The organism is Halalkalibacter krulwichiae, from assembly GCF_002109385.1.
GTDB classification, from domain to species: Bacteria; Bacillota; Bacilli; order Bacillales; family Bacillaceae_D; genus Halalkalibacter; species Halalkalibacter krulwichiae.
Genome location: NZ_CP020814.1, coordinates 3,263,913 through 3,288,399, shown reverse-complemented (window position 1 = coordinate 3,288,399; position 24,487 = coordinate 3,263,913). Strand labels below are relative to the sequence as shown.

The 24,487-nt window shown below is 39.9% G+C and carries 28 protein-coding genes and 1 other annotated feature; of the genes, 27 read left to right on the top strand and 1 reads right to left on the bottom strand.

Annotated elements, in window-relative coordinates; all coding sequences use genetic code 11:
- Position 1: 1 nt before the first annotated feature.
- The 16 genes from pilM (at position 2) to BkAM31D_RS16540 (ending at position 15,312) form a co-directional block, all read left to right on the top strand.
- Complete coding sequence (pilM, locus tag BkAM31D_RS16615) at positions 2-1,126, top strand: type IV pilus biogenesis protein PilM (protein WP_066153133.1); 1,125 nt, start codon at positions 2-4, stop codon at positions 1,124-1,126.
- A 31-nt stretch (positions 1,127-1,157) separates the two neighbouring features.
- On the top strand, positions 1,158-1,721 hold the full coding sequence (locus tag BkAM31D_RS16610; RefSeq protein ID WP_066153132.1) for a PilN family protein: 564 nt from the start codon (positions 1,158-1,160) through the stop codon (positions 1,719-1,721).
- Positions 1,714-2,673, top strand: coding sequence for a hypothetical protein (locus BkAM31D_RS16605; RefSeq protein ID WP_085449815.1), 960 nt, complete (start codon positions 1,714-1,716; stop codon positions 2,671-2,673). The genes BkAM31D_RS16610 and BkAM31D_RS16605 overlap by 8 nt, the downstream gene beginning before the upstream one ends.
- Positions 2,674-2,678: 5 nt before the next feature.
- On the top strand, positions 2,679-3,332 hold the full coding sequence (locus BkAM31D_RS16600; protein WP_085449814.1) for a hypothetical protein: 654 nt from the start codon (positions 2,679-2,681) through the stop codon (positions 3,330-3,332).
- A gap of 44 nt (positions 3,333-3,376) precedes the next feature.
- Positions 3,377-5,047 (top strand): GspE/PulE family protein, encoded by a 1,671-nt coding sequence (locus tag BkAM31D_RS16595; protein ID WP_066153126.1) that lies wholly within the window; start codon positions 3,377-3,379, stop codon positions 5,045-5,047.
- A gap of 20 nt (positions 5,048-5,067) precedes the next feature.
- Positions 5,068-6,102, top strand: a complete 1,035-nt coding sequence (locus tag BkAM31D_RS16590; RefSeq protein WP_066153626.1) for a type IV pilus twitching motility protein PilT — start codon at positions 5,068-5,070, stop codon at positions 6,100-6,102.
- An 18-nt stretch (positions 6,103-6,120) separates the two neighbouring features.
- Positions 6,121-7,338 carry a type II secretion system F family protein gene (locus BkAM31D_RS16585; RefSeq protein ID WP_066153122.1) on the top strand — a complete coding sequence of 406 codons (1,218 nt, stop codon included), beginning with the start codon at positions 6,121-6,123 and terminating at the stop codon, positions 7,336-7,338.
- A gap of 160 nt (positions 7,339-7,498) precedes the next feature.
- Positions 7,499-8,602, top strand: a complete 1,104-nt coding sequence (locus BkAM31D_RS16580; RefSeq protein ID WP_066153119.1) for a hypothetical protein — start codon at positions 7,499-7,501, stop codon at positions 8,600-8,602.
- Between the two features lie 239 nt (positions 8,603-8,841).
- Positions 8,842-9,414, top strand: coding sequence for a Maf family protein (locus BkAM31D_RS16575; protein WP_066153116.1), 573 nt, complete (start codon positions 8,842-8,844; stop codon positions 9,412-9,414).
- A gap of 51 nt (positions 9,415-9,465) precedes the next feature.
- Positions 9,466-10,158: a RadC family protein gene (gene radC / locus BkAM31D_RS16570; protein ID WP_066153111.1), complete on the top strand. Its 693-nt coding sequence runs from the start codon at positions 9,466-9,468 to the stop codon at positions 10,156-10,158.
- Between the two features lie 191 nt (positions 10,159-10,349).
- Positions 10,350-11,390 carry a rod shape-determining protein gene (locus BkAM31D_RS16565; protein WP_066153108.1) on the top strand — a complete coding sequence of 347 codons (1,041 nt, stop codon included), beginning with the start codon at positions 10,350-10,352 and terminating at the stop codon, positions 11,388-11,390.
- 12 nt (positions 11,391-11,402) lie between these two features.
- A complete protein-coding gene (gene mreC, locus BkAM31D_RS16560; RefSeq protein ID WP_066153103.1) occupies positions 11,403-12,278 on the top strand; it encodes a rod shape-determining protein MreC in 876 nt (291 codons plus the stop codon).
- Positions 12,275-12,793 carry a rod shape-determining protein MreD gene (mreD, locus tag BkAM31D_RS16555; protein ID WP_066153101.1) on the top strand — a complete coding sequence of 173 codons (519 nt, stop codon included), beginning with the start codon at positions 12,275-12,277 and terminating at the stop codon, positions 12,791-12,793. Before mreC ends, mreD begins: the two co-directional genes overlap by 4 nt.
- Before the next feature lie 169 nt (positions 12,794-12,962).
- Positions 12,963-13,646 carry a septum site-determining protein MinC gene (gene minC, locus BkAM31D_RS16550; protein WP_066153098.1) on the top strand — a complete coding sequence of 228 codons (684 nt, stop codon included), beginning with the start codon at positions 12,963-12,965 and terminating at the stop codon, positions 13,644-13,646.
- A 77-nt stretch (positions 13,647-13,723) separates the two neighbouring features.
- Complete coding sequence (gene minD / locus BkAM31D_RS16545; RefSeq protein WP_066153094.1) at positions 13,724-14,518, top strand: septum site-determining protein MinD; 795 nt, start codon at positions 13,724-13,726, stop codon at positions 14,516-14,518.
- Between the two features lie 266 nt (positions 14,519-14,784).
- Positions 14,785-15,312, top strand: a complete 528-nt coding sequence (locus tag BkAM31D_RS16540) for a MogA/MoaB family molybdenum cofactor biosynthesis protein (protein ID WP_066153091.1) — start codon at positions 14,785-14,787, stop codon at positions 15,310-15,312.
- A 178-nt stretch (positions 15,313-15,490) separates the two neighbouring features.
- On the opposite strand, the gene BkAM31D_RS16535 is transcribed toward BkAM31D_RS16540, so the two are convergent.
- Positions 15,491-16,411 (bottom strand): aldo/keto reductase, encoded by a 921-nt coding sequence (locus tag BkAM31D_RS16535; protein WP_066153087.1) that lies wholly within the window; start codon positions 16,409-16,411, stop codon positions 15,491-15,493.
- Positions 16,412-16,546: 135 nt separating this feature from the next.
- On the opposite strand from BkAM31D_RS16535, the gene BkAM31D_RS16530 reads away from it, so the two are divergent.
- The 11 genes from BkAM31D_RS16530 (at position 16,547) to arsC (ending at position 24,344) form a co-directional block, all read left to right on the top strand.
- The gene (locus tag BkAM31D_RS16530) at positions 16,547-17,338 is read left to right on the top strand and encodes a M23 family metallopeptidase (RefSeq protein WP_066153084.1); all 792 of its coding nucleotides are present in this window, start codon (positions 16,547-16,549) and stop codon (positions 17,336-17,338) included.
- Position 17,339: 1 nt separating this feature from the next.
- Positions 17,340-18,200: a M50 family metallopeptidase gene (locus BkAM31D_RS16525; protein WP_066153623.1), complete on the top strand. Its 861-nt coding sequence runs from the start codon at positions 17,340-17,342 to the stop codon at positions 18,198-18,200.
- A gap of 68 nt (positions 18,201-18,268) precedes the next feature.
- Positions 18,269-19,774: an Rne/Rng family ribonuclease gene (locus BkAM31D_RS16520; RefSeq protein WP_066153082.1), complete on the top strand. Its 1,506-nt coding sequence runs from the start codon at positions 18,269-18,271 to the stop codon at positions 19,772-19,774.
- A gap of 58 nt (positions 19,775-19,832) precedes the next feature.
- Positions 19,833-19,907: a sequence feature (ribosomal protein L21 leader region), on the top strand.
- A gap of 12 nt (positions 19,908-19,919) precedes the next feature.
- Positions 19,920-20,228, top strand: a complete 309-nt coding sequence (rplU, locus tag BkAM31D_RS16515; RefSeq protein WP_066153081.1) for a 50S ribosomal protein L21 — start codon at positions 19,920-19,922, stop codon at positions 20,226-20,228.
- Positions 20,229-20,233: 5 nt separating this feature from the next.
- On the top strand, positions 20,234-20,575 hold the full coding sequence (locus BkAM31D_RS16510; protein ID WP_066153079.1) for a ribosomal-processing cysteine protease Prp: 342 nt from the start codon (positions 20,234-20,236) through the stop codon (positions 20,573-20,575).
- 5 nt (positions 20,576-20,580) lie between these two features.
- Entirely contained in the window at positions 20,581-20,865 is a 285-nt protein-coding gene (gene rpmA / locus BkAM31D_RS16505) for a 50S ribosomal protein L27 (protein WP_066153076.1), read from the top strand.
- Positions 20,866-21,068: 203 nt separating this feature from the next.
- Positions 21,069-21,209, top strand: coding sequence for a hypothetical protein (locus tag BkAM31D_RS23665; protein WP_157076790.1), 141 nt, complete (start codon positions 21,069-21,071; stop codon positions 21,207-21,209).
- Positions 21,210-21,220: 11 nt separating this feature from the next.
- Entirely contained in the window at positions 21,221-21,955 is a 735-nt protein-coding gene (locus BkAM31D_RS16500) for an MBL fold metallo-hydrolase (RefSeq protein ID WP_066153073.1), read from the top strand.
- 298 nt (positions 21,956-22,253) lie between these two features.
- The gene (locus tag BkAM31D_RS16495; protein ID WP_157076797.1) at positions 22,254-22,523 is read left to right on the top strand and encodes an ArsR/SmtB family transcription factor; all 270 of its coding nucleotides are present in this window, start codon (positions 22,254-22,256) and stop codon (positions 22,521-22,523) included.
- Between the two features lie 28 nt (positions 22,524-22,551).
- The gene (locus BkAM31D_RS16490) at positions 22,552-23,862 is read left to right on the top strand and encodes an arsenic transporter (protein ID WP_066153067.1); all 1,311 of its coding nucleotides are present in this window, start codon (positions 22,552-22,554) and stop codon (positions 23,860-23,862) included.
- A gap of 62 nt (positions 23,863-23,924) precedes the next feature.
- Positions 23,925-24,344, top strand: coding sequence for an arsenate reductase (thioredoxin) (arsC, locus tag BkAM31D_RS16485; protein WP_066153063.1), 420 nt, complete (start codon positions 23,925-23,927; stop codon positions 24,342-24,344).
- Positions 24,345-24,487: the final 143 nt, after the last annotated feature.

Sequence of the window (24,487 nt, the reverse complement as noted above, 5' to 3'; positions counted from 1 at the left end):
CATGTTATTCAACAACAAATACACAGGCATAGACGTTCGTGACAACAAAGTGACATTTGCGACGATTAAGCTAGATAAGCAAGCTCCTGTTTTAGAGGAGGTTTATGAGCATTCACTCCAAGAAAACATTGTAGCAAATGGGGTTGTGGTCGAGAAAGGCTTGTTGTCAACGGCTGTTCGTAGTTATCTAAAGGGGAATAAAAAAGCTTCAAAAAAGGTTCATTTGTCGATCCCTACTCAAAATACGCTCATACGAAAAATTACGACTTTGCCTGATTTGGAGGAAAAAGATTTAGCGAAGCTGATTCGGTTTCAGATTGGGGAATCGATTCATATTCCGTTTGAGGATCCGATTTATGATTTTGTCAAAATTGGGTCGGTCATCCCAGAACGAAATGGGGTAAGGACAGATGATGATTTTACCCTTGAGGAACTAGCGAACAATGTTGAAAAGGACATTCAGGGACCGCGAAGTGAGATTTTGTTTTTTGCGACGTCGCGTTCTATTTCAGAAGATTTAATGGAGTCATGTGAAGAGGCTGGTTATAAGCCGCTTACAGCTGAGCTAAGAGGGTTGTCACTGCAACGGTTGTTAATGTATTTGCATCCTAGCTGGTTAAAAGATACAGCGATGATTCTCGATGTTTCCGAAGAGACGGTCGATATCCACATTTTCAAACACGATCTCATTGTTTTCTCGAGAACGATGGCGCTTGAGGAGCCTGATGAGAGGAGCCCTAGACAAGATGAAGACGTCCTCGCTTTTTCGGATGAAGTTGCAGAAGAGACTGTTACACAAGTTGCAGCCGCAAGAGAAGGTTCAACGAAACGTCTAGACGAGTATGTTTCTTCTGTCATTACCGAGATTCAAAGAGCGCAGAATTTCTTTAGGTATTCACTTGGGGAACGTGATAGTGAGTTTAGTAAAATCATTGTAACGGGAGAGTCTGCTAGTCTTCTTATTGATCCGTTATCTGAGAGAATGCGCATGGAGATTAGCACAATTGATTATAGTTCGATTGTAACAGCCGAGCAAAACCAACAGCTGCTCGATTCGTGCAGTGTAGCAATTGGGCTTGCCCTTAGAGCGAATGACAAACCAGATAAGAATCGAAAAGGAAAATAAATGAGACGGGTTGTAGATTGGAGCGATAGTTGTGAACATTAGTATTGATTTATTACCTGAACGAACTCGAAGGCAGGAAGGGAAACTTCCATTGATCCCGGTTTTCGGTCTCGCTTCGATCGTTGCAGGTGCGATGTTTTTAACGTTTACGTATATAAGCGTAAATAATAATGTTACGCAATTGGAAGCGCAAGTAGCGACGAAGACAGAGGAATTACTTACTCTTGAAGCAGGTGTGTTAGCCACGACATCAGGCATTAATGCTTTCAATTATGTTGATGAATTTACGGCTATGAGTACTTTGTTATCGAGTGTGTTTAAAGGAACGATTTCGTTAAAAGATCGTATTTATTTCCATTTGCCAGAAGGGACTGAGGTCACTCGTTACTCGTATGAAAACAATGGTGATCTAACTGTTCAAGTTACGTCTGTCTCTAAAGGAGATGCAGCTGTTTTTCTTAATCACCTTCTAAATGAGCGAGAAATAAGTGGAGCGGAAGTGACGACAATTGAATTGCAGAGCGAAAGCGGGATCATCTATCAATCGGATTTCACGTTAAAGCTAAAAACGTTAGCAGGTGAACAGTATGAATGAATGGTTTATACGTAATCAAAAACCGGTCTTATATTTTATTCTTCTTTTCTTTTTAGGCCTCGTTGCTTTTTATTTATACCAAGTTCGACCGTTGCAAGCGAAAGAACAAGATCAGCAGGCGGAATTGCAGCGAATAACGAACAGTCTACAAACCTATCAACAGCATTTGGATAATAGTGAGAAGCAGAAGCTAAGTGACGAAGAAGAGAGTAAGCTCCTTGCGCTTATTCCTCTACGTCCGGATATTGAGCAAATGGTTGCTGACCTTGAGCGGACTGAACTGGATACGGATGTTGTCATTGAAAGGATTGATATTGAAGTTTCACCGCTAGAAGCGCCATTTGATGAGGAGACAGATGCTGAGGTTGACCAGAACCAGAGCTGGCGACATCTGTTTTCTGAAGAGCTTTATGCCTCATTAGAGGAAGAGGTAACGGAACTTGAACATATTAACCTTGCATATGTGGAGCTAGTTTTAAGCATTTTGGGAGAAGAGGATGACCTTCATTCTTTTGTCGATGAAATCGAGCAACTTGACCGAATTGTCCACATACAAAATTATTCGTATGTGGTAGCGGAAGATTCCAATCATGTAGAGGGAGTTTTAACATTACGAGCTTTTTATTCAGAAGATTTCTCGCCATTCATGGAAGAGACGAAAGAGTTTGAGCTTGATTATCAGTTTGATTCTGCTTGGATTAAGTCTTATCTAGAGAAGGTAACGACTGTAGAGACGATAATAGAATCTAGTATGATTGGTTCAACGGAAATAAATGGAGAGCACGCTCAAACTTCTATTAATTCGAATACGAATACGAATCAGAGTAATGATTCAAGCTCACAAGCTGATTCAAATGCAGAGCAAACGAACGATCCCCGTCAAACTCGCTGCAGGAGGAAGATCGTAATCCGAGTGGTTCAGACGCTGAACCTTCCGTCAATGTTGGTGTGAGCAGGTTGGAACTTTATTACCAGCCAGAAAATTTCAATGCTCAGATTCAAGCTGGAGATAATGCTTTTTATGTCGTGCAAACAGGAGCGTTTAATACAGAATATTATTTTCTTAGACAGTTAAGTAATTTAATGAATGATGGAATTTACCCGAGGTCGGTTGTGAGAGAGCATGATCCGACGTTAGCCTCATTGGTCGTTCACACTGGTTTTGCACACGATCGTGAATCAGCAGAAATGGTGAATCGACAAGTATCAAGTAAAGGGGAAAGCTTTCAATCGTGGGTCGATCGTATTCCGTTTCGTCTATTAGAAAATGAACAAACTACGGTCCTTCCTGTAGCAATCGATGCTGTCACTCTAGTAAGCAAAATGTCTACAGCTGGGTTCGGGCGTGCTCCCTTTGATTCAAACGATCAGACAAACTTGTCTACGATTGTTGCGAATTATGAGCAAGCTGTCAAACAAGCGATAAATCAAGGAACAACAGAAGAACGCAAGGACCAATTGGAACAGACGGTCACCTTTTTACAGTTAGCTAATAATGCCATTAATGAGTATACTCGAACGAGTAGAGAAGAGTACTTATGGCAAACGCAAGCAGCAATGCTTGACTTTGTTCATACATTAAATGGATACGAACGCTACCATTTAAAATAACTCCATTCAGACAAGCTAGTTATTTAGATAAAGGAGCTATGTGTATGGCTACGCAAAAAAGAAAACGCCTTGGTGATATTCTCGTTGAATCAGGCATGATCACATATGATCAGTTAATGGCTGCGTTAAAAGAGCAAAAGGTAACAGGTGCACGATTAGGGGATCAGCTTGTACAAATGGAAGTGGTCACCGAACAACAAATTATTGAAGTACTAGAGTATCAATTAGGCATCCCCCATATTAATCTGTACAAACAAAAAATTGATCCGAAAATTATTGGGATTATTAATGAAGAGTTGGCTAGGCGTTATCAACTGCTGCCAATTGAGCGAATTGGAGAGCGTTTAACGGTTGCCATGGTTGATCCTCTCGATATTTTTGCATTAGATGATTTAAGACTGAGTACCGGATTTCACATTCAACCAGCGATCGCTAAGAAAGAAGAGATTCGCTTAGCGATTAATCGCTATTACGGTATGCAAAAGTCAATTGACCAAATGGTAGATAACATGGCTGTAAAAGAAGACGAATCGGCTATGAGTGATCTTCAGCAGTCCGATGATTCTCCTGTTGCGAAGATGGTCAATCAGTTGATTTATCAAGCGACCGAAGAAGGAGCTAGTGATATTCATATTGATGGGCTTGAATCAGAGACGGTTATCCGCTTTCGTGTCGATGGAGTGTTGCGTCAAGAACGAACGCTTCCAAAGAGTATGCACAATGTGTTAGTGTCACGTATTAAAATTTTGGCTGACTTAAATATTGCCGAAAAACGCTTGCCGCAAGATGGTCGGTTTAAGGTTGACCTTGAAATTCGAAAAATTGATTTGCGGGTGTCGATATTGCCAACAGTTTTTGGCGAGAAAGTAGTCTTGCGATTGCTTGATACTGAAAATGTATCGTTAGGCATTAAGCGCTTGGGCTTTTCAACCGCAAATGAACAGAAGTTTCGCAAGATGTTAAATAGTGCTTATGGAATCATTCTTGTAACAGGTCCAACGGGTTCGGGGAAATCAACAACGTTGTACTCTGCATTGTCTAAACTTAACTCTGAGGATGTAAACATCATCACGGTTGAGGACCCTGTCGAATATCAATTAAAAGGAATCAATCAAGTTCAAGTTAATGCCAACATCGGTCTTACTTTCGCGTCTGGTTTACGATCCATTTTAAGGCAAGACCCTGATATTATTATGATAGGGGAAATTAGAGATACGGAAACAGCAGAAATTGCATTACGCTCAGCTTTAACAGGTCATTTAGTTTTAAGTACATTGCATACAAATGATGCCATAAGTGCAATTAACCGTTTAATGGACATGGGAATCGAACCATTTCTTGTTTCATCTGCTCTGTCTGGAATCGTGGCCCAGCGTCTAGTCCGTCGTGTCTGTTCCTCTTGTGCGGACCGATATGTTCCAACTAAAGAAGAACGGCAAGTATTTGAATCAGTTGGCATGACCGTTTCGAACCTTGTAAAAGGAAAGGGTTGTGCAAACTGTAACAGTACTGGTTATAAAGGGCGCTTAGCAATTCATGAGATTGTCGTAATGGATGATACACTACGAGAATACATTACGAGAAAATCTTCTTATCAAACTTACCGAGCGTATGTGGAGGAGAAAGATTTCATTAGTATGCAGCATGATGGGTTAATGAAAGCTGCTCAAGGGATTACGACACTTGAAGAAGTCTTTAGAGTAACTGTTGAATAAGGTGGAAATAAGCAATGGATATGAATAAATTGTTAGAGTTTTCTTTTCGAAATGGTGCCTCTGATTTACATATTACCGTTGGCACCACTCCAACAGTGCGGATAAATGGAAAATTAAAACGTGTCGGATCTACAGTGCTAAGGCCGCAAGACACGTTTGAAATGGCAAAGGAAATTACAACAGATGCCCAAATGGTGCGCTTTGAGGAAGAGAGCGAACTTGATTTTTCCTATGCGATTGAAGGGGTTTGTCGCTTTCGTGTAAATATTTACAAGCAGCGAGGCTCTATTGGGATTGTTTGCCGTGTCATCAATGGTCAAGTGCCTACGTTTGAGTCATTGCGGTTACCAAAAGCATTAGAATATTTTGCGAAACAAACGCAAGGTCTTATGTTAGTTACGGGTCCAACAGGTTCTGGTAAGTCTTCGACATTAGCGGCGATGATTAACTATATTAACCAAAATATGAGCAAACATATCCTAACATTAGAGGATCCGATTGAATATTTACATCAGCACCAAAAGAGCATTGTCAACCAGCGTGAAATTGGGCTTGATAGCAAAGCATTTTCAGTAGGGCTTAGAGCGGCTTTAAGACAGGACCCTGATGTGATTCTTGTAGGGGAAATGCGAGATTTGGACACCGTTCGAACGGCCATTACGGCTGCGGAAACAGGGCACCTCGTTCTAGGGACGTTGCATACAACAACAGCTTCTCAAACGGTTCATCGAATCATCGATGTTTTTCCACCAGAACAACACCAACAAGTACGGATGCAGCTTGCAAGCTCTCTTGTAGGAGTTGTGTCACAACGTTTATTGCCAACGGCAACGGAACAAGGACGAATTGCGGCTTTGGAAATTTTAATCAACAATCCGGCTGTTGCTAATTTAATTCGCTCAGACAAAATTCATCAAATCTTAACCGTCCTAGAGACAAGCAAGAGCCAAGGGATGCAGACGATTCAGATGGCTGTTATGGATCTCGTTCGTCAAGGTCTTATTACACGTACGGTTGCCGATGAATTTGTGCCAGGTTGGGACAAGCATGAATAAGGAAAGGGGGCATGAACAATGAATTTTCTTTATAAAGCAATTGATTCTCGGACGGGAAAAGAAGTGAAAGGGAAGCTTCATGCCTCTTCAGAAGAAGTGGCTATTCGAGAGCTGAAAGGGAAAGGATTATTTATCGCTGAGTTAAATGAACAAGTAGAGACGATCTGGAATAAAGATTTAAATATTACGCTTGGGAAACCTGTGAAAAACCAAGACTTCGTCGTGTTTTGCCGTCAACTTGCTACGCTATTAAAAGCGGGAACGACCATTACAGAAGCGATTAATATTCTTAGTGACCAAGTGACTTCAAAAAGATTTAAAGAAGTTTTAAATGATGTCTATTTCCACATCCGTTCAGGTACACCTTTCTCTGAAGCTTGTGAGAAGCATCCGAAAGTTTTTGATAAAGTTTTTATAAACATGGTACGTGCTGGTGAGACAAGTGGAGATTTAGAAAATGTCTTAGAGCGATTAGCGACATTTTACGAAAAGGAACGTCGTGTAAGGGAAAAAGTGAAATCTGCGATGATGTATCCAATTGCTGTCTCCATTATTGCCATTGGAGTTGTAATCACTTTATTAACGGTCGTTCTTCCCAATCTACTAGCGAATTTAACGTCAATGGGAGGGGACATTCCACTTCCGACTCAATTGGTGATGGGAGCCTCGGACTTTCTGATCCAACGTTGGTATATTGTCATGCTCCTTGTAACCGTGTTAATTCTGGCATTTATTAGCATCAAACGGAACCAAACAGGGAAGTATATGCTAGATTATGCCAAATTAAAGATTCCTATATTTGGATTGTTGGCTCAGAAAACGATTTTAGCTCGAGTCACAAGAACAATGGCTTCTTTGTTTTCTAGTTCGGTTCCGGTTCTACAAACATTAACGATGAGTGCGGAAATCTCTGATAATGAAGTAGTAAAAAAAGTGTTACATGACTCCAAAGAATCGTTACGAGCTGGTGAAAGCTTATCGGGCCCTCTTTCAGAAAGTTGGGTTTTCCCGAAGCTAGTCAGCCACATGGTGAAAGTGGGAGAGGAATCTGGTCAACTAGACACGATGCTTGAGAAAGTAGCCGATTTCTATGAAGAAGAAGTGGAACAAATGGCTTCGCGCTTAAGTGCGATCATGGAACCTCTTATGATTGTTGTATTAGGATTAATCGTTGGAACAATTGTGTTAGCAGCAATTTTACCAATGTTCTCAATCTATGATAATTTCGGTGGTTAATAGACAAGGACAAGACTGAATGTCTTGTTCTTTTTTAATTTAATAGATTAAGAAGGAAAGAGAGAAAAATCGTCAAACTAATTTATTAGACATGTTCTATCTGCAAGGCTCACGTAATAGAATAGAGTTATAAAGGGAGATTGTGGAAAGGAGTGATACGATGAATCAGGATAAGCACAAAATATCGGTTCGGTTAAACGGCAAGGAACAGACGTTAAAAAGGGAGACTCAGGATCGAATTCAAGTGGATTCTGAAGTGTTCTCAAATGAGCAAGTGCGTTCCGAAGAAATTGTCCCGACCCGTGAACAAGAAGAAATCGACGTAGCAGAAATCATTCCTCAACCAGACAATGTCATTCATTTCGAAAAAAAGCACGAGGAGCGTAAGAGAAATGGACAACCATTTTGGGACGATGGCAATCGAGAGAAAAGTCCAAAGCTTCCGTTTAAAAGAAAAAAGAAGTCCGCCACAAATAATAGCAGACCGAAAATTCCATTGATGATGGTCGTAGCAGTCTGTTCTGCTATCATTGTAGGTCTTGGCTTTGGTACGATGATTCTCACTGTTTTTAAAGGGAGCTCCGTTCCGGTTGTTCAAGGAGTAGAGCAGGAAGAAGCAACTCAAGCAGCAGCTTCCGTTGATGCGACTGTAGAAGGAACAGCTCTTCCAACTCTGTCTATAGAAGTTGTCCAAGGTGCTGCCTTTACTGAACTAGCACAAGGAGAAGAAGTAGTTGCACGCATTCACGAACAAGGGTTAGCAGGAACACTTACAAAAGGAACTGATCCAATTTATATGTTTATCGGAGCTGGAGGGGATCGTGCACAGGCTACGAAGATCGGTAGTTTATATGAAGAATATGGACAAGATACTTATTTGAAGTCATACCAAGTCGATGGACAAGATATCACAGGTCAAGCTGAAGAAGTCTCTGCTTGGTTTACAAATGCGATAGATCATTATAAAAAGGTGATGCAGTTATCAGTCGATGGCTTAAATGGTGGTTCGCTCATAACAACAGAAAGTGTTAAGTCAATTGAAGAAAATGCCCAAGCTTTACAAGCTGAGCGGGATGTAGCTTTTAGCCATTTAACAGGTGACTCGCAACAGCATGCTCTTGAAATGGGAGACAAATTAGTGCTAGCAGGTCAAAAATTAAAAGAATATGAATCAAAAGGTGAACAAGACGCATTATGGCAATCACAGCAAGCTATATTAGACGCCTTAGTAAGCTATGAACAAGTTGTCCAATCGTTACAATAAAAGAAGATGAAGAAACAGCTGGAAATAAATGAAGCCACTGAAAAAGGTGAAAATAAACCTTTTTCAGTGCCCTCAAATAAATCTAGCTGTTTTTTTGTATGTTTCCATGCCCCTTGTTAAAAGAGTATTATATATCTCGTTATGTTATCTCACACATTGATCGTTCTAGTTGCAAAAATTTGGTATTCTAATTTTGAACCTGTACAATAGAATTAAAAATTGTAGAGGTGACTCCCTTCATGAAATCTTTCATTTTAGCCTCAGGATCCCCAAGACGAAAAGAGCTTTTACAACAAGTTCATTATTCCTTTGAAGTGAAAACAAGTGACGTTGAAGAAAAAGTCGAAAAAGGACTGACGCCAAGTGAAGTCGTTCAACAGTTAGCATTGCAAAAAGCCGAAGATGTCTGGTCGAAGCATCCAACTGAAATCGTACTTGGAGCAGATACAGTTGTAGCTTATGACAATGAAATTCTTGGCAAGCCTATGGATGAGCAGGACGCAGGAGCGATGCTTCGGAAACTGTCTGGCAGCACGCATAGCGTCTATACAGGTGTTGCTATTTGTTCGCCAAACGGAAAAGACACTTTTTATGAGAAGACAGATGTCGAGTTTTATCCGCTTACAGAGGATGAAATCAACATGTACGTTAAAAGTGGCGAGCCAAACGATAAGGCAGGTAGTTATGGCATTCAAGGATTTGGTGCGTTTTTAGTTAAACGTATTATTGGCGATTATTTTTCAGTTGTTGGTTTACCATTAGCAAAAACGGTACGAGAACTTCGAAAAAGAGGAATTCACCCCGATACGTAAACATTCATAAATTTGCCTCGTTTTGTTCAAAATAGAAAGGAGCTGCTTGCTATGCGCCAATCCCCTTTCCTTATTCGAGATGTTCCTCTTCGAGAAAGGCCGCGTGAACGATTGTTGCAAGAGGGTGCACAGGCATTAACGAATCAAGAAATCTTGGCAATTTTGCTTCGAAGTGGTACAAAGCAAGAGTCTGTTTTAGAGCTAGCTCAACATGTGTTAGCGAAGTTTGATGGGATCTTACTGTTGAAAGAAGCTGCAATTGAAGAATTATGTTCAATCAAAGGAATTGGAGAAGCGAAGGCGGTTGAGTTATTAGCAGCGATTGAGCTTGGGAAAAGAATTCATAGTATGCAGCCCGAGGAACGATATGTAATTCGTTCGCCAGAGGATGTATCTAATTATGTCATGGAAGATATGCGTTTTCTTCAACAAGAACACTTCGATTGTTTGTATTTAAATACAAAAAACCAAGTGCTTCATCGGAAGACTATTTTCATTGGCAGTTTAAATGCAAGCATTTGCCATCCACGTGAGATTTTTAAAGAAGCCCTGAGGCGCTCAGCGGCTTCTGTTATTTGTCTTCATAATCACCCATCAGGAGATCCATCTCCTAGTCGTGAAGATATTGAAATGACAAAGCGACTTGCCGAGTCAGGCAAAATGATTGGCATCGAACTTCTTGATCATATTATTATTGGAGACCGTAAATTTGTTAGTCTTAAAGAGCAAGGATATGTCATATAATAAAAAGGATTTTTCAGGAAAAAACAAAGATAGCGATGGAGGGGAGAGAATGGTAACATAAGTTTTGTTGCCTTTTTTATTTGAAAGAAGCAATTTGCTTAAAACTTGGGGAACTTAAGGCTATTTTTTTTATGAATTATTCGTTATAATGAAGGTTATGATTTCGGTTTTGTATGAAGGGAGATACATAGATGTTTGGTGGGTTCTCAAAAGATATAGGAATTGATTTAGGAACAGCAAACACGCTTGTTTACGTGAAGAGTAAGGGAATCGTCGTTCGTGAGCCGTCAGTTGTTGCATTTCGAACGGATACTGGCTCCATTGAAGCTGTTGGGAACGATGCAAAGAATATGATTGGTCGTACACCGGGTAATATTGTAGCTTTGCGTCCAATGAAAGATGGTGTCATTGCAGACTTTGATACAACGGCGACGATGTTAAAATACTTTATTCGTCAAGCGTTAAAAAATCGTTCAATGTTTACACGTAAGCCGTCTGTTATGGTTTGTGTACCGTCAGGAATTACCGCAGTTGAAAAACGAGCTGTGGAAGATGCAACAAAGCAAGCAGGAGCAAAGGAAGCATATACGCTTGAAGAACCATTTGCAGCTGCAATTGGAGCAGACCTTCCAGTTTGGGAGCCGACAGGTAGCATGGTTGTAGATATTGGTGGAGGAACGACTGAAGTTGCGATTATCTCACTTGGTGGGATTGTGACAAGTCAATCGATCAGAGTTGCTGGTGATGAGATGGATGAAGCGATCATTCAGTATATTAAGAAAACATATAACTTAATGATCGGTGAACGAACGGCTGAAGCGTTAAAGCTTGAAATTGGATCGGCTGGTGCTCCTGAAGGCGTTGATGATATGGACATTCGAGGTCGTGATTTATTAACGGGTCTACCAAAGACAATTAGTGTATCAGCAGAAGAAATTGCAGGTGCATTAGCTGATACGGTGACAACAATTATAGAATCGGTTAAAAATACGTTAGAACAATCGCCGCCAGAGCTTGCAGCGGATATTATGGATCGTGGGATTGTCCTCACAGGTGGGGGTGCTTTGCTTCGCAATCTTGACAAAGTACTAAGCGACGAAACAAAAATGCCTGTCCTAGTTGCTGAAAATCCTTTAGATTGTGTGGCAATTGGAACAGGAAGAGCACTAGAAAATCTTCATTTATTCCGTTCAAAGGCTGGAATAACTTCTCGTTCAGATCGGAAAGGTTAGTAGGTGTAACGCATGCCGTCCTTTTTTTCAAACAAAAAATTAATTATTCTTCTCGTTGCTATCATTATTCTTGTTGCACTAATTGGTTACTCAAGACAAGATCGTGAGCAGATTACAGGACCAGAACAAGTGATTAGAGATGCTGTTGGATGGGTGCAAACCATTTTCACGAAACCCGCATACGCTATTGCGGGTTTCTTTGAAAATGTTCGAGACATCCAACATATTTACGAAGAAAATAAAATATTGAAATCAAGACTCGATGAATATGCTCAAATTTCGGTCGAGCGAAATTTACTGAGAAATGAAAATGAAACATTAAAAGATATGCTTGAATTAGATGAGAGCTTAAATGATTACTTAATGAGATCAGCTGTTGTCATTCATCGAAGTCCGGATAGATGGAGTGAATACATCGGCCTTAACCGCGGGTCGGAACATGGCATTGAACCTAATATGGGTGTCGTTGATTCAAAAGGCGGGCTCATTGGAAAAGTGAAAACAGTAAGTGAGTTTTCTTCTAGAATTCAATTGTTATCTGACAATGACCGAACAAACCGTGTGTCAGCAATGATCTCGATGGATCAACCTGAATATGGCTTTATTGAGGGATATGATGAGGAAGCTGGATTGCTTATCATGAGAAAGATTGATCTTGAAGCCGATATTGAAGAGGGACAAACTGTCGTAACATCAGGTAAAGGTGGCGTCTATCCTAGTGGTTTATTAATTGGGGAAATTGTTCGTGTTGAACCCGATGAATATGGGTTGACACAAAATGCCTATATTGAGCCAACGGCAGACTTCTTTGCAATAGACTATGTATATATTATTGAACGTACGAGTACGACGTTAGATCCAGATCTGCTTGAGGAGGAACCATCGTGAGCCGTTTCTTTATCCCGACGCTCGTTTTTGTTTTGCTTGTGCTAGAAGGAACGATCTTTCAATTGCTTACACCTGCGCAAAATGAAATGGATGTAACGCTCGTACCGCGTTTTGTCATAATTATGCTCGTATTTATCGGGATTCATTTCGGACGTTTTAGCAGTATAGTTTATGGATTGGCATTTGGTCTTATTTACGACATTGTCTACACGCAATTGTTAGGTGTGTATATGTTTGGATTTGGATTGATTGGCTATGCATTTGCTTTTAAATACAAACAAATACAGGATTCACTCTTATTTCACTTATTATTAATGCTCGCAGCTGTCGCTCTTTTTGATTATTATCAATTTGGGTTATATAAGTTAATTGGCATTACTGATTTAGCTGCAAATTTGTTCTTCTATGAACGGTTTATACCAGGGTTAATTTTGAACTTTGCTTTTGCAGTGATTATTTATTATCCAGTGAAAAAATTAATTTCACATGTGATGAAACAGGCAAGTCTTAGATAGATAAAATACGACAAAATCTATGTTTTTTTTCTTTTTCTTCTCTAATTTAGAAGGATTTACGCAGTATCATGTTGAATAAACGTATCATCACTGTTTTTTTTCGGTATACTCGTAAACTGAAAAGATGAGACGAGTGACGGATGTAAGTGAGGCTGAGGTGGACATAACTATGGTTCAAAAGAAGCAAAATGTTACGATAAAAGGGACGAAAGATGGATTGATTTTTATACTGGATGATCATTGTTCTTATGAAAGTTTGCTAGAGGAGTTAAACGAGAAGCTTTCGTCCAAGCATTATCAGCAGTCAGAGGGCCCTGATGTGCGAGTGAAAGTCGATATTGGATATCGTTACTTGCAAGTCCATCAGCAAGAAGAATTAGAGACGATGATTTCAGAAGGTCGCAACCTCGCTGTTGATCAGTTTGAATCTCGTGTTCTATCAAAAGAGGAATCAGAAAAGCTGCGCCAAGAGTCGCAGACGGTTACTTTAATGCGCATTATTCGTTCAGGACAAGTCCTAAAAGTAAGCGGGGATGTGCTGTTAATAGGAGATGTGAATCCAGGCGGTACTCTTATGGCTTCGGGAAATATTTATGTGATGGGAGCACTTCGAGGCATTGCTCATGCGGGTTGTGATGGCAATCATAAGGCCGTCGTTTCTGCTTCATTATTAGCACCATCACAACTGAGAATTTCTGATCAAATTAAGCATTTTGATCGAGATGTGGACGAGGAAAGAATTATGACAAGTGCTTATTTAGATGAACAATATAGATTTCATATCGGAAAAGTCCAGCAGCTTGTGCATTCTCATCCAGAGCTTTCAAAAAATGAAGCACAGTTGCAACGATAAGTTACTTCAATATAAGGAAGTCTTTTCTATTCCTGTATATGAATTTTAAGAAAGCACGATAGAAAGGGGTCATCAACGTGGGAGAGGCAATCGTCATTACAAGTGGAAAGGGTGGAGTCGGAAAAACGACGACTTCAGCAAATATTGGCACAGCCCTTGCACTTTCGGGGAAGAAAATTTGCTTAGTGGATACAGACATCGGGCTCCGCAATCTTGATGTTGTCATGGGTCTTGAGAATCGAATTATTTATGACCTCGTTGATGTAACGGAGGGCCGCTGTAAACTTAAGCAAGCTTTAATTAAAGACAAACGATTTGATTGCTTATACTTATTGCCTGCTGCTCAAACAAAAGATAAGACATCCGTTCAACCTGAACAGATGAAATTGATTATTGACGAGTTAAAGCAGGAATATGACTATGTAATTATTGATTGCCCAGCGGGAATTGAGCAAGGTTTTAAAAATGCTGTTGCGGGTGCTGATCGAGCTATTGTTGTTACAACGCCTGAAGTCTCAGCCGTTCGTGATGCAGACCGTATCATTGGTTTATTGGAACAAGAAGATGTAGAAGCTCCTAAACTTGTAGTGAACCGAATTCGTGGACATATGATGAAAAGTGGCGAAATGTTAGATGTCGATGAGATTGCATCTATTTTAGCTATTGATCTTCTCGGAATTGTTGTTGATGATGAAGAGGTTATTAAACATTCAAACAAAGGTGAGCCTATTGCTCTTCATACAACGAGTAAAGCTTCTATTGCATATCGCAACATTGCAAGAAGAATATTAGGAGAAACTGTTCCACTTATGTCGTTAGATGAGCAAAAAGGGATGTTTGCGAAAATTAAATCATTTTTTAGTGTTCGCTAAATTTATGAGCAGAGAATGAATCCTCTGCTCTTTTTTGTTGGTCAAGCTTCTACGTATAATTCGTTACATTCTCGGTAGTCATATTCAGCGAATATTCAGGATTATTCTGTCTATTCCATGCTGAGAAGAGGTCAGTGTGAGAAAACTTTATATCTGTCACTTTTTGAGCCGCGTACCAATTATTTGAAAGCATTCAATAACAGAGTGAAATGGCTGTGTTACTATAAATTCAATGAATCAATGTTCGATAAGAGGAGGCTAATTAAATGACGATGATGGAAGAGCACTGTGATCAGGTAACGAGGAGCATTCGCTGTATGGTTTTAACGGTGTCAGACTCTAGTACATATGAGAATGACCAAAGTGGTGCGCGGATTCGTTCGCTATTAGAAGAGAAAGGGCATAGTGTTTCTGAATACCAAATAATAAATTCAGAATATAGTTTAATCCAGCATTGGATCAAAATTGCAGCGACACGAGCAGATATTGATGCGATCTTGATTACGGGAGGTACAGGTATTGCTCTTCATGATACAACACATGAAGCTGTCAGAGATAGTTTGGATAAAGAAATGCCAGGATTTGGCGAAATATTCCGCCACTTAAGTTTTCAAGAGGAAATTGGTACAGCTGCCATTCTTAGCAGAGCAACGGCTGGAGTTCGAGACGGGAAAGCGATCTTCTCCATGCCGGGAGCAATCGGAGCCGTAAACCTAGCCATGAAACGCATCATCCTACCAGAAATCGGCCAAGTCATGAAAGAAATCCTGATGGACAAAGTAAGAGCCTATTAAAAAAGGTCGCCCTTTACCTTTTTTAATAGGCTCAGCTTTAAGCGGAGCCGCTGCCAGGTTTTAAGTGCCTCTGAGTGGTCTTCTCAGAGGGACGCGCAGCGAGAGGAGCCAAAGCCCACCCGAAAAAAGGAGGAGCGTCTCAAAGGTTGTTATTGACCTTTTGAAACGCTCCTTTTCCTTATCTATGCTGTTCGTATACATCTAGTTTTGTTTGTTTTTTTAACCAATTAAGCTCTTCGGTATTTAGCGTACCCTCTTCAAGTGCTTGGACATTTTCAATAACTTGCTGAGTGTTACTAGCACCTGCGACAACGGATGCGACGACAGGTGACGCTAGACAATATTGAAGCGCAATGGCTTGGACTGAGCGACCGTTAAGAAGTTGATCTGAAATGGAAGAACGAAGCGCTTGTATCTCTTCAAATTGATAATTTAAATATCCTTTTTCTTTAATCGACGTTGACAGCTGATCGATTGGTCGATTAGTTAAGATCCCTTTGGCGACAGGCCCTCTAGCAACAACGCTAATTTGGTTCTCTTCAAGTAGGGGGAAGAGTTCTTCAGGTCGTCTATCAAGCAAGCTGTATTGCATCATTATACTAACGATTGATGAGCGCTTAACATATTCACGAATGACATTTGGTCGTATTGAAGATAGGCCATAATAGCGAATAAGACCTTCTTGTTTTAGTTCTTCAAATGCCTCTATTGTTTCCTCAATATTGTCTTCAATCATTCCACCATGTAATTGATATAAATCTATGTAATCAGTTTGAAGGCGTTGTAAGCTCTCCCTTACCGCATGATGAATATGTTTTTTAGATGGGTCCCAAGACCAGCCTTCTTTACCTTTTTCAAATCGATTCCCGGCTTTTGTAGCGAGAATGATGTCTTGACGTTTTCCTTTTACAACCTCACCAATTATTTCCTCGTTGAAGCCTTGGTTATATAAATCTGCTGTGTCCAAATAATTAATTCCTTGATCAAGAGCTGTTTCAATCGTAGTACGAGCTTGTGTTATATCTGTTCCTAGGCTCATACATCCAAGTCCAATTTCACTTACATATAATTGTGACGAACCTAACTGACGTTTTTTCATTAAGAATCCTCTCCTTATTAAATGGTCATTGTTCAAGATAACAAAGAAGTAAATTTGTTTTTACTCTATCATAATGATAGAGGACAAGTCATATAGTTTAAGTAAATAAGCTTGTCAAAAAGGATGGGGAAGTCTATGTCCAAGGATTTGAATAAAGTAAGGAGAAAGCTTGAGACAAGGAGACGTCAAATTAATCACAGTGTGAAGCAAAGGGAACGTACTGTGCCTATGTTAATGAACCGGCACGATGAGGAAAGGGAGGAGCCGGACTTTTATATTCCTCCAAGCGATAAGCAAGATGAAAGCAAATCGGTGAAGAAAAATGAATTTTTCTTATTTCGAGTGATGGCAGCAGTTTGTTTGTTCTTAATGACAGCAATTCTGTTTCAATCACAAGTTCCTCAGGCAGAAGGTCCAAGAAATTTAGTTAAACAAGTGTATGAGCAGGAGCTACAATTTGCGGCGATTGCAGATTGGTATGAAAATCAATTTGGGAGACCATTGGCACTCCTCCCCATTAATCAGAACATTGCGCAAGGAGACCCAAACGAGCAAGTTGATGTGGCTTACGCATTACCAGTGTTAGGGACAATTAGCCAAGATTTTGAACATGATGGACGTGGTATTCTAGTTGAGACAGGGATGAATGCAGAAGTTGAAGCAGTTAAAGGTGGACATGTGATTGCTGTTACAAACAATGAAGACCAAAGTTTAGGGAAGACAGTTACAATTGAGCATTATGATGGAACGGAGTCTGTATATGGAATGTTAGATACAATTGAAGTAAACAAGTATGATCACATTCAAGCTGGACACCTAATTGGCACAGTATCCACAAACGAAGAAGCAGAAAAAGGAATGTTCTATTTTGCTCTAAAAAAAGACAATCAGTACATTAATCCAACTGATGTTATAACATTTGATTGATATGAGAGAGATCTTATCAAAGATCAAGATCAATCCCTTATTCTGGTTCATTGTCGGTATAGGTGTCGTTACTGGATATTTTCGAGAAGTTCTAATGATATTTCTTATTGTTTTCATTCATGAGATGGGACATGCGCTTGCAGCTCATCTGTTTAAATGGCGCATTCATAAGATTGAATTACTTCCTTTTGGAGGAGTAGCAGAAGTAGAAGATGCTGCAAATCGTCCATTTCATGAAGAGTTGATTGTAACATTAGCTGGTCCACTTCAGCATGTATGGATGATCCTTTTGTCTTATGTTTGTGTTCATTTTTCTTTTTGGACTACTACAGATCACCATCTCTTTATTTGGCACAATGTGATGATTTTATCTTTTAACCTCCTTCCTGTCATACCGCTGGATGGTGGGAGACTCGTTCAACTATGGTGTACGTATCACTTTTCTTATGTAGATGCGTTAAGGTTTTCAAGGTGGTTGTCAGGAGCAGCATTGGCTATTCTTGTTGTGATAAGCGCCATTTGGTTTCCATATCATTTGAATTTATGGGTTGTGCTCGTGTTTCTTTTTCTAAGCAATTACTTAGAATGGAAGCAGCGTCATTATCGCTTTATGCGTTTTTTAATGGCGAGATGGTCCGCCAACCGTCAAGATCCATTTAAGAAAACAATAGTGGTGCGTGATTCCTTGCCATTACGAGAAGCGATGAAACGAATTAGAAAAGGTCGCTATCACTTGTTTCGAATCGTTCAAATACAAACTGGAAAATCACTTATCGTGGAAGAAAAAGAAATGCTGCAACTGCTCTTTGACCAAAAAAAGCCAAAAGCCCCTCTCTCGCATTTTTTCTCTAGGAAGCTTTAATCTACTACGACTTTGGTTAGTAACCTGTTACAATAGAGTAAAGAAATTTGGAAAAGGGGCATTATGCTGTGAAAACAATCTATTTTAACATGGCAACGAGGGAGAGGCGGGCTGCTGTAGTTGAAAACGGACGTGTTGCTGAATTGATGGTCGAAAGAAAGTCTGAGAACCGCATTGTCAGTAATGTGTATCGAGGAAGAGTAGTGAATGTTCTACCTGGAATGCAAGCGGCATTTGTTGATATTGGACGTGAGAAAAATGGTTTTTTATATCGAGATGACTTGCTTTCCTATCATCTGTTTGACGAAGAGGAAGAAGTAAAAAAGCAAAGAAGCATATCTGAATTTGTTCGCCAAGGAGATGAGTTACTTGTTCAAGTAACGAAAGAAGGTTTCGGTACGAAGGGACCGAGACTCTCTGGTGTCATTTCATTTCCGGGACAATTTCTTGTCTATATGCCAGAAGGTAATTATGTCGGTGTGTCACGCCGTTTTTCTAGTGAGAACGAGCGTGAACGCTGGCGGAAATTTGGTGAACAACTGCTCGAAGAAAAAGAAGGGCTAATCATTCGTACGTCTTGTGAAGGACAAGCTTCTGAATTGGTCGAACAAGAGTTGCAATTTCTCCGGAAGTGTTGGAAGGAAATTGGAAAAGAGGAACGGACGAAAAAGGCCCCTGTTCTCATTCATCAAGATTCTGATTTAATTGAGCGGATGATTCGTGACTTTTCATATGAACAAATCGATCAGATTGTTGTGGATGAACTTCAAGCGTATAAACTGCTGCAGGAGCTGCTCGAACCCTTTCCAAAATTGCGTGAAGTGTTAACCTTTTATCGAGAAAAGGAAAATCTTTTTAGTGCTTTTGGGATTGAGAAAGAGTTGGAACGTGCCCTTAGACGACAAGTTTGGCTAAAGAATGGTGCCTATTTAATGATTGATCAAACAGAAGCGCTTACGGTCATTGATGTCAATACGGGTAAATTTACTGGGAAGACGAATTTACATGATACGGTTCGAAAAACAAATAGTGAAGCTGCAAAAGAAATTGCAAGGCAGCTTCGATTACGAGACATTTCTGGCATTATCATTATTGATTTTATTGATATGAAACGAGAAGAAGACCGTGCACATGTCGTTTCGGTTTTTGAACAAGCATTAAAGAAAGACAGGACCAAAACGAATGTACTTGGTATAACGGGACTTGGTTTGCTTGAAATGACGCGAAAGAAAGTTCGGCAAAACTTGCAAGCAAGCCTTTCAAAAACTTGTCCAACTTGCCAAGGAAAAGGTGTGGTCTTATCTGATGAAGCACAAGCCTTTAAAATAGAGAGACAGTTATGGGAGCATAAAGGGATGGACAACGAGGCTCTTGTATTAGAACTGCCTTCATCAGTAGCTACTGTTTTATTTGGAGCAAAGAGTGAGCATTTAAAACGATTAGAAGAAGCCCTCGGCTTCCGAATATTAGTCTATCCGAATAAGAGATTATTAGAAGAGCAATACGCGATTCGATACATCGGTGAGATGACGGAAGCAACGGCACAGCTCGAACGATTAAAAGCAAATAGTTGATTGACAGTATCGAAGAATCTATGCTACAATATCGTTTGTTAGTTATTTGGTCGCACCCAAACAACTACAACCGCACAGAACAGGTTTTGAAATGACATTTTGTCTACCTAGGATGGCGAGTCTGAGTATATGAGGAGGTGCAAGTATGTACGCAATTATTGAAACTGGTGGTAAACAAATCAAGGTTCAAGAAGGCCAAGAAATCTACATCGAAAAATTAGACGCAGAAGCTGGTGAAACAGTTAGCTTCGATAACGTTCTTTTAGTAGGTGGCGATGAGGTGAAAGTAGGTGCTCCTTACGTAGAAGGCGCTACTGTAACGGCTAAAGTTGAAAAACAAGGCCGTGCTAAGAAAATCATCGTTTGGAAGATGAAGGCTAAGAAGAACTACCGTCGTAAGCAAGGTCACCGTCAACCTTACACTAAAGTTGTAATCGAAAAGATTAACGCTTAAGTTGTATGATTACGGTAGACATTACTCGTAACGACGATCAAAAAATTGTCTCTTTTACGATGAGTGGACATGCTGGCTCTGGCCCGTATGGACATGATCTCGTTTGTGCTGGAGCTTCAGCTGTCTCATTTGGCTCTGTCAATGCAATCGCTGCCCTTTGTGGAGTAGAGCTTGATATAGAGATGGAAGATGATGGCGGCTTTCTCCGCTGTTATGTTCCAAACGATTTGGATGAAGTAACATTTGAGAAAGTCCAGCTTCTTCTTGAAGGGATGTTAGTATCTCTCCAGTCGATTGCTGAAGAATACAGTCGCAATATTCAAGTCAACGATACAATCGGGAGGTGAATTCCATGTTAAAAATGAACCTTCAATTTTTCGCATCGAAAAAAGGGGTAGGTAGTACAAAGAACGGACGTGACTCTGAGTCTAAACGTTTAGGTGCTAAACGTGCTGACGGTCAAACTGTAACAGGTGGATCGATTCTTGTTCGCCAACGCGGAACACGTATTTACCCTGGTGTGAACGTAGGTAAAGGTGGAGACGATACACTATTTGCGAAAGTAGACGGCGTTGTTAAATTCGAGCGTCTTGGTCGTGATCGCAAACAAGTGAGCGTATACCCTGCAGCTCAGTAATAATAGTTGAGGAAGCTCTTTAACAGCATTCGCTGTTGAAGGGCTTTTTTATCTGTTAGTATCGACCCTTTCAATGGTTTGAGGTAACTAGTCAGTTAAATGTTTATAAAATTAAAAATATGTCTATAATGTATAAGGGATAGAGTGTAAATGAATGTCTCTACGATAGAGAATCAGACAGGGTTACAGAAAGGAAGTTATTCGTGAGGAAATCAGGACACGATAAATTAAAGCGCTTGCAAGAGTGTGTAGCAGACTCAAATACAGAACATGAACAAAAGAAATTAATGACGGAACTAGCCATTTTAACTGAAAAAGAAAGAATTGAGCAAGCTGAAAAATAGGGGAGTGAACGATGAGGCTGACAGTAGTTGGATATTGGCATGGATATCCGGAAAAAGGAGAGGCGACATCTGGCTACTTGCTTGAGGACGGCGATGTGAAACTTTTACTCGATTTTGGAAGTGGAGTCGTGTCGCAACTGCAGAACTATTGCAGCGTACAGGATTTAGATGGTATCGTTCTTTCTCATTATCACCAAGACCATCAAGCAGATATTGGTGTTTATCAATATGCAAGATTGATAAATAACGGGATGAACAAGAGGTTGAAGGAGACGACAATCTATGGTCATCAAGATGACGAACAAGCTTTCTCGAAGCTTTCCTATAAAAATGCCGTGACATCACAATCCTATCAGGAGGGTGTGCCTTTATCAATAGGCCCATTCACATTTACCTTTAAGAAGACGATGCATCCAGTTCCTTGCTATGCAATGCACATAGAAAATAAAGGGAAGACAATCGTTTATACGGCTGATACAAGTTACTTTTCTGGATTAGCTGACTTTACACAAGGAGTTGACCTGCTTATAGCTGAATGTAGCGGCTATGAAGGAGACCAAATCGCTCAATATGGTCATATGACCAGTGAAGATGTAGGAAAGTTAGCCAAACAAGCAAAGCCTGGAAAAATTGTTTTAACTCATTTGCCTCACGCTGGAGAGCATGAACAATTGCAACAAGAAGTAGCGAAACATTTTTATGGAGAGATCATTCTTGCACGATCCGGCTCGCAGTTGACTTTATAGTGGAAAGAGCATAGGCTCTTTCTTTTTTAGTTTCTTCAAAGTAAAGGAGTTGCCCATACTTCTTTACAAACTCTTAATAAATAACTAGAAACCTAGAGAGGAGTGGAATGAACAGTCTTTACATAAGATAAAAAAGCGTTACAATAAAATAAGTGAGTTGCTTATATAAGTATATGTTTATATAATATAACCATGTTAAAGAAAGGACTGACGTAACTTGAGTGAGATTACAACATCTTTACCAATTGAAAACGCAGCGAAAGTATTAAAACTTTTAGGTGATAAAACGAGATTAGCAATGATTGCAATGCTAGCTGAGGATGAATGCTGTGTATGTGAGTTTGTTGAATTATTTCAAATGAGTCAACCGTCTGTCAGTCAACATTTGCGTAAATTACGTGATGTAGGACTGGTAGAAGAAAACCGAAAAGGTCAATGGATTTTCTATCGTCTAAATCAAAATCATGAAATGTATCCATTGGTACAAGATCTTTTAAAGCATCTTCCAAGTCAAAAAGAGAAATTAAAGGACTTAGAGGAGCGCGGTTTACGCGTAAGTTGTTGTTAGGGAGTAGAAAAAAGAGGAGTGGAGAACATTGTCAGAGGTTATTTTGGCATCGATTATTTTCTTAATTACACTTGTACTCGTCATATGGCAACCTAGGGGATTATCAATTGGCTGGTCTGCCTCAATTGGTGCTACGCTCGCATTGCTTGTCGGTGTGGTCGATTTTGGCGATGTGATAACTGTAACTGAAATCGTTTGGAATGCAACGTTAACGTTTGTCGCAATCATTATTATATCTCTTATTCTAGATGAGATAGGTTTTTTTGAATGGTCTGCCTTGCATATGGCGAGGTTTGCCAAAGGAAATGGAATTAAAATGTTCCTTTATGTTTCGCTACTCGGGGCGATAGTCGCTGCGTTATTTGCAAATGACGGAGCAGCACTAATCCTAACCCCAATCGTTTTAGCGATGGTAAGGGCTTTACGCTTTAAAGAAGCAATGGTACTGCCTTTTATTATGGCAAGTGGATTTATAGCTGATACAACTTCATTACCGCTAATTGTGAGTAACTTAGTTAACATCGTGTCAGCAGATTTTTTTGGAATTGGTTTTGTTGAATATGCAACGAGAATGATTGTTCCAAACTTCTTTGCATTAGGTGCGAGTATCCTTGTTCTCTATTTATATTTTAGAAAGGATATTCCAAAAAATTATGATATGGGCCAGTTAAAACAACCTAATGAAGCTATCAAAGACCCTCGGCTGTTTAAGTTATCATGGTATATTTTAACTGTTTTATTAGTTGGTTATTTTATTAGTGAGTTTATTCACATTCCTGTTTCCTTTGTCGCGATGCCGATTGCGTTTATCTTTTATCTTATTTTCCGTCAGTTAAGTGCGAAAAACCCAGCGTTAAGCTCTGCTGGCATCATTAAAGGAGCACCTTGGGCCATTGTTGTATTTTCGATTGGAATGTATGTGGTCATCTTCGGCTTAAGAAATGTTGGTCTTACAGATGTGTTAGTAAGTGTGATTGAAGCAGCTGCAAGTCAAGGAATGTTTGTAGGAACCATTTCGATGGGCTTTATTGCCGCTATCTTGTCATCGGTTATGAACAACATGCCGACTGTTTTAATTAATGCATTGGCAATAGGGGATACTGCTACAAGCGGTGCGATGCGTGAAGCTTTAATTTATGCGAATGTAATTGGGTCTGATTTAGGACCGAAAATAACCCCTATTGGTTCATTAGCCACTTTACTATGGTTACATGTCCTTGCTCAAAAAGGCATGAAAATTTCATGGGGTTATTATTTTAAAGTCGGAATCATCTTAACGGTGCCTACTTTATTTATTACTCTTGTCGGGTTATATCTCTGGTTAAATGTCATTCTGTAAAGAAAGCAAATGACCTTGCTTTTTAATTTAATAAAAAACACGAATAAAAAGGAGCAATTATTATGTCTAAACCAATTATTTATTTTTTATGCACGGGAAATTCTTGTCGTAGTCAAATGGCTGAAGGGTGGGGAAAGAAATATCTGTCAGATAAATATGATGTCTATTCTGCAGGCATTGAGGCACATGGAGTGAATCCGAGTGCGGTGAAAGCAATGGCTGAAGCTGGTGTGGATATTTCAACTCAAACATCGGATACGATTAATCAAGAAATTTTGAAGAAGGCTGATTTTGTTGTTACTCTTTGTGGTCACGCAAATGATGTTTGTCCTGCAACGCCTCCTAATAAAGAGCGTGCACATTGGGGGTTCGATGACCCAGCAAAAGCAGAAGGTTCAAAAGAAGAAAAGTGGGCTTTCTTCCAACGTGTTCGTGATGAAATTGGCGAGCGCATTAAAACATTTGCAGAAACAGGTAAATAATGAAGTCTTGATTATTAATCGAAATCCGAACGCAATAAGTTAATGGATAGCAGCCGCTCCGGAAATATCCTTGCTAAGATTGTTGTCGTTCGTATTCTTAATAAAGCACTATAGTTATGTACCCGTTTCATAGAAAGGAGAAT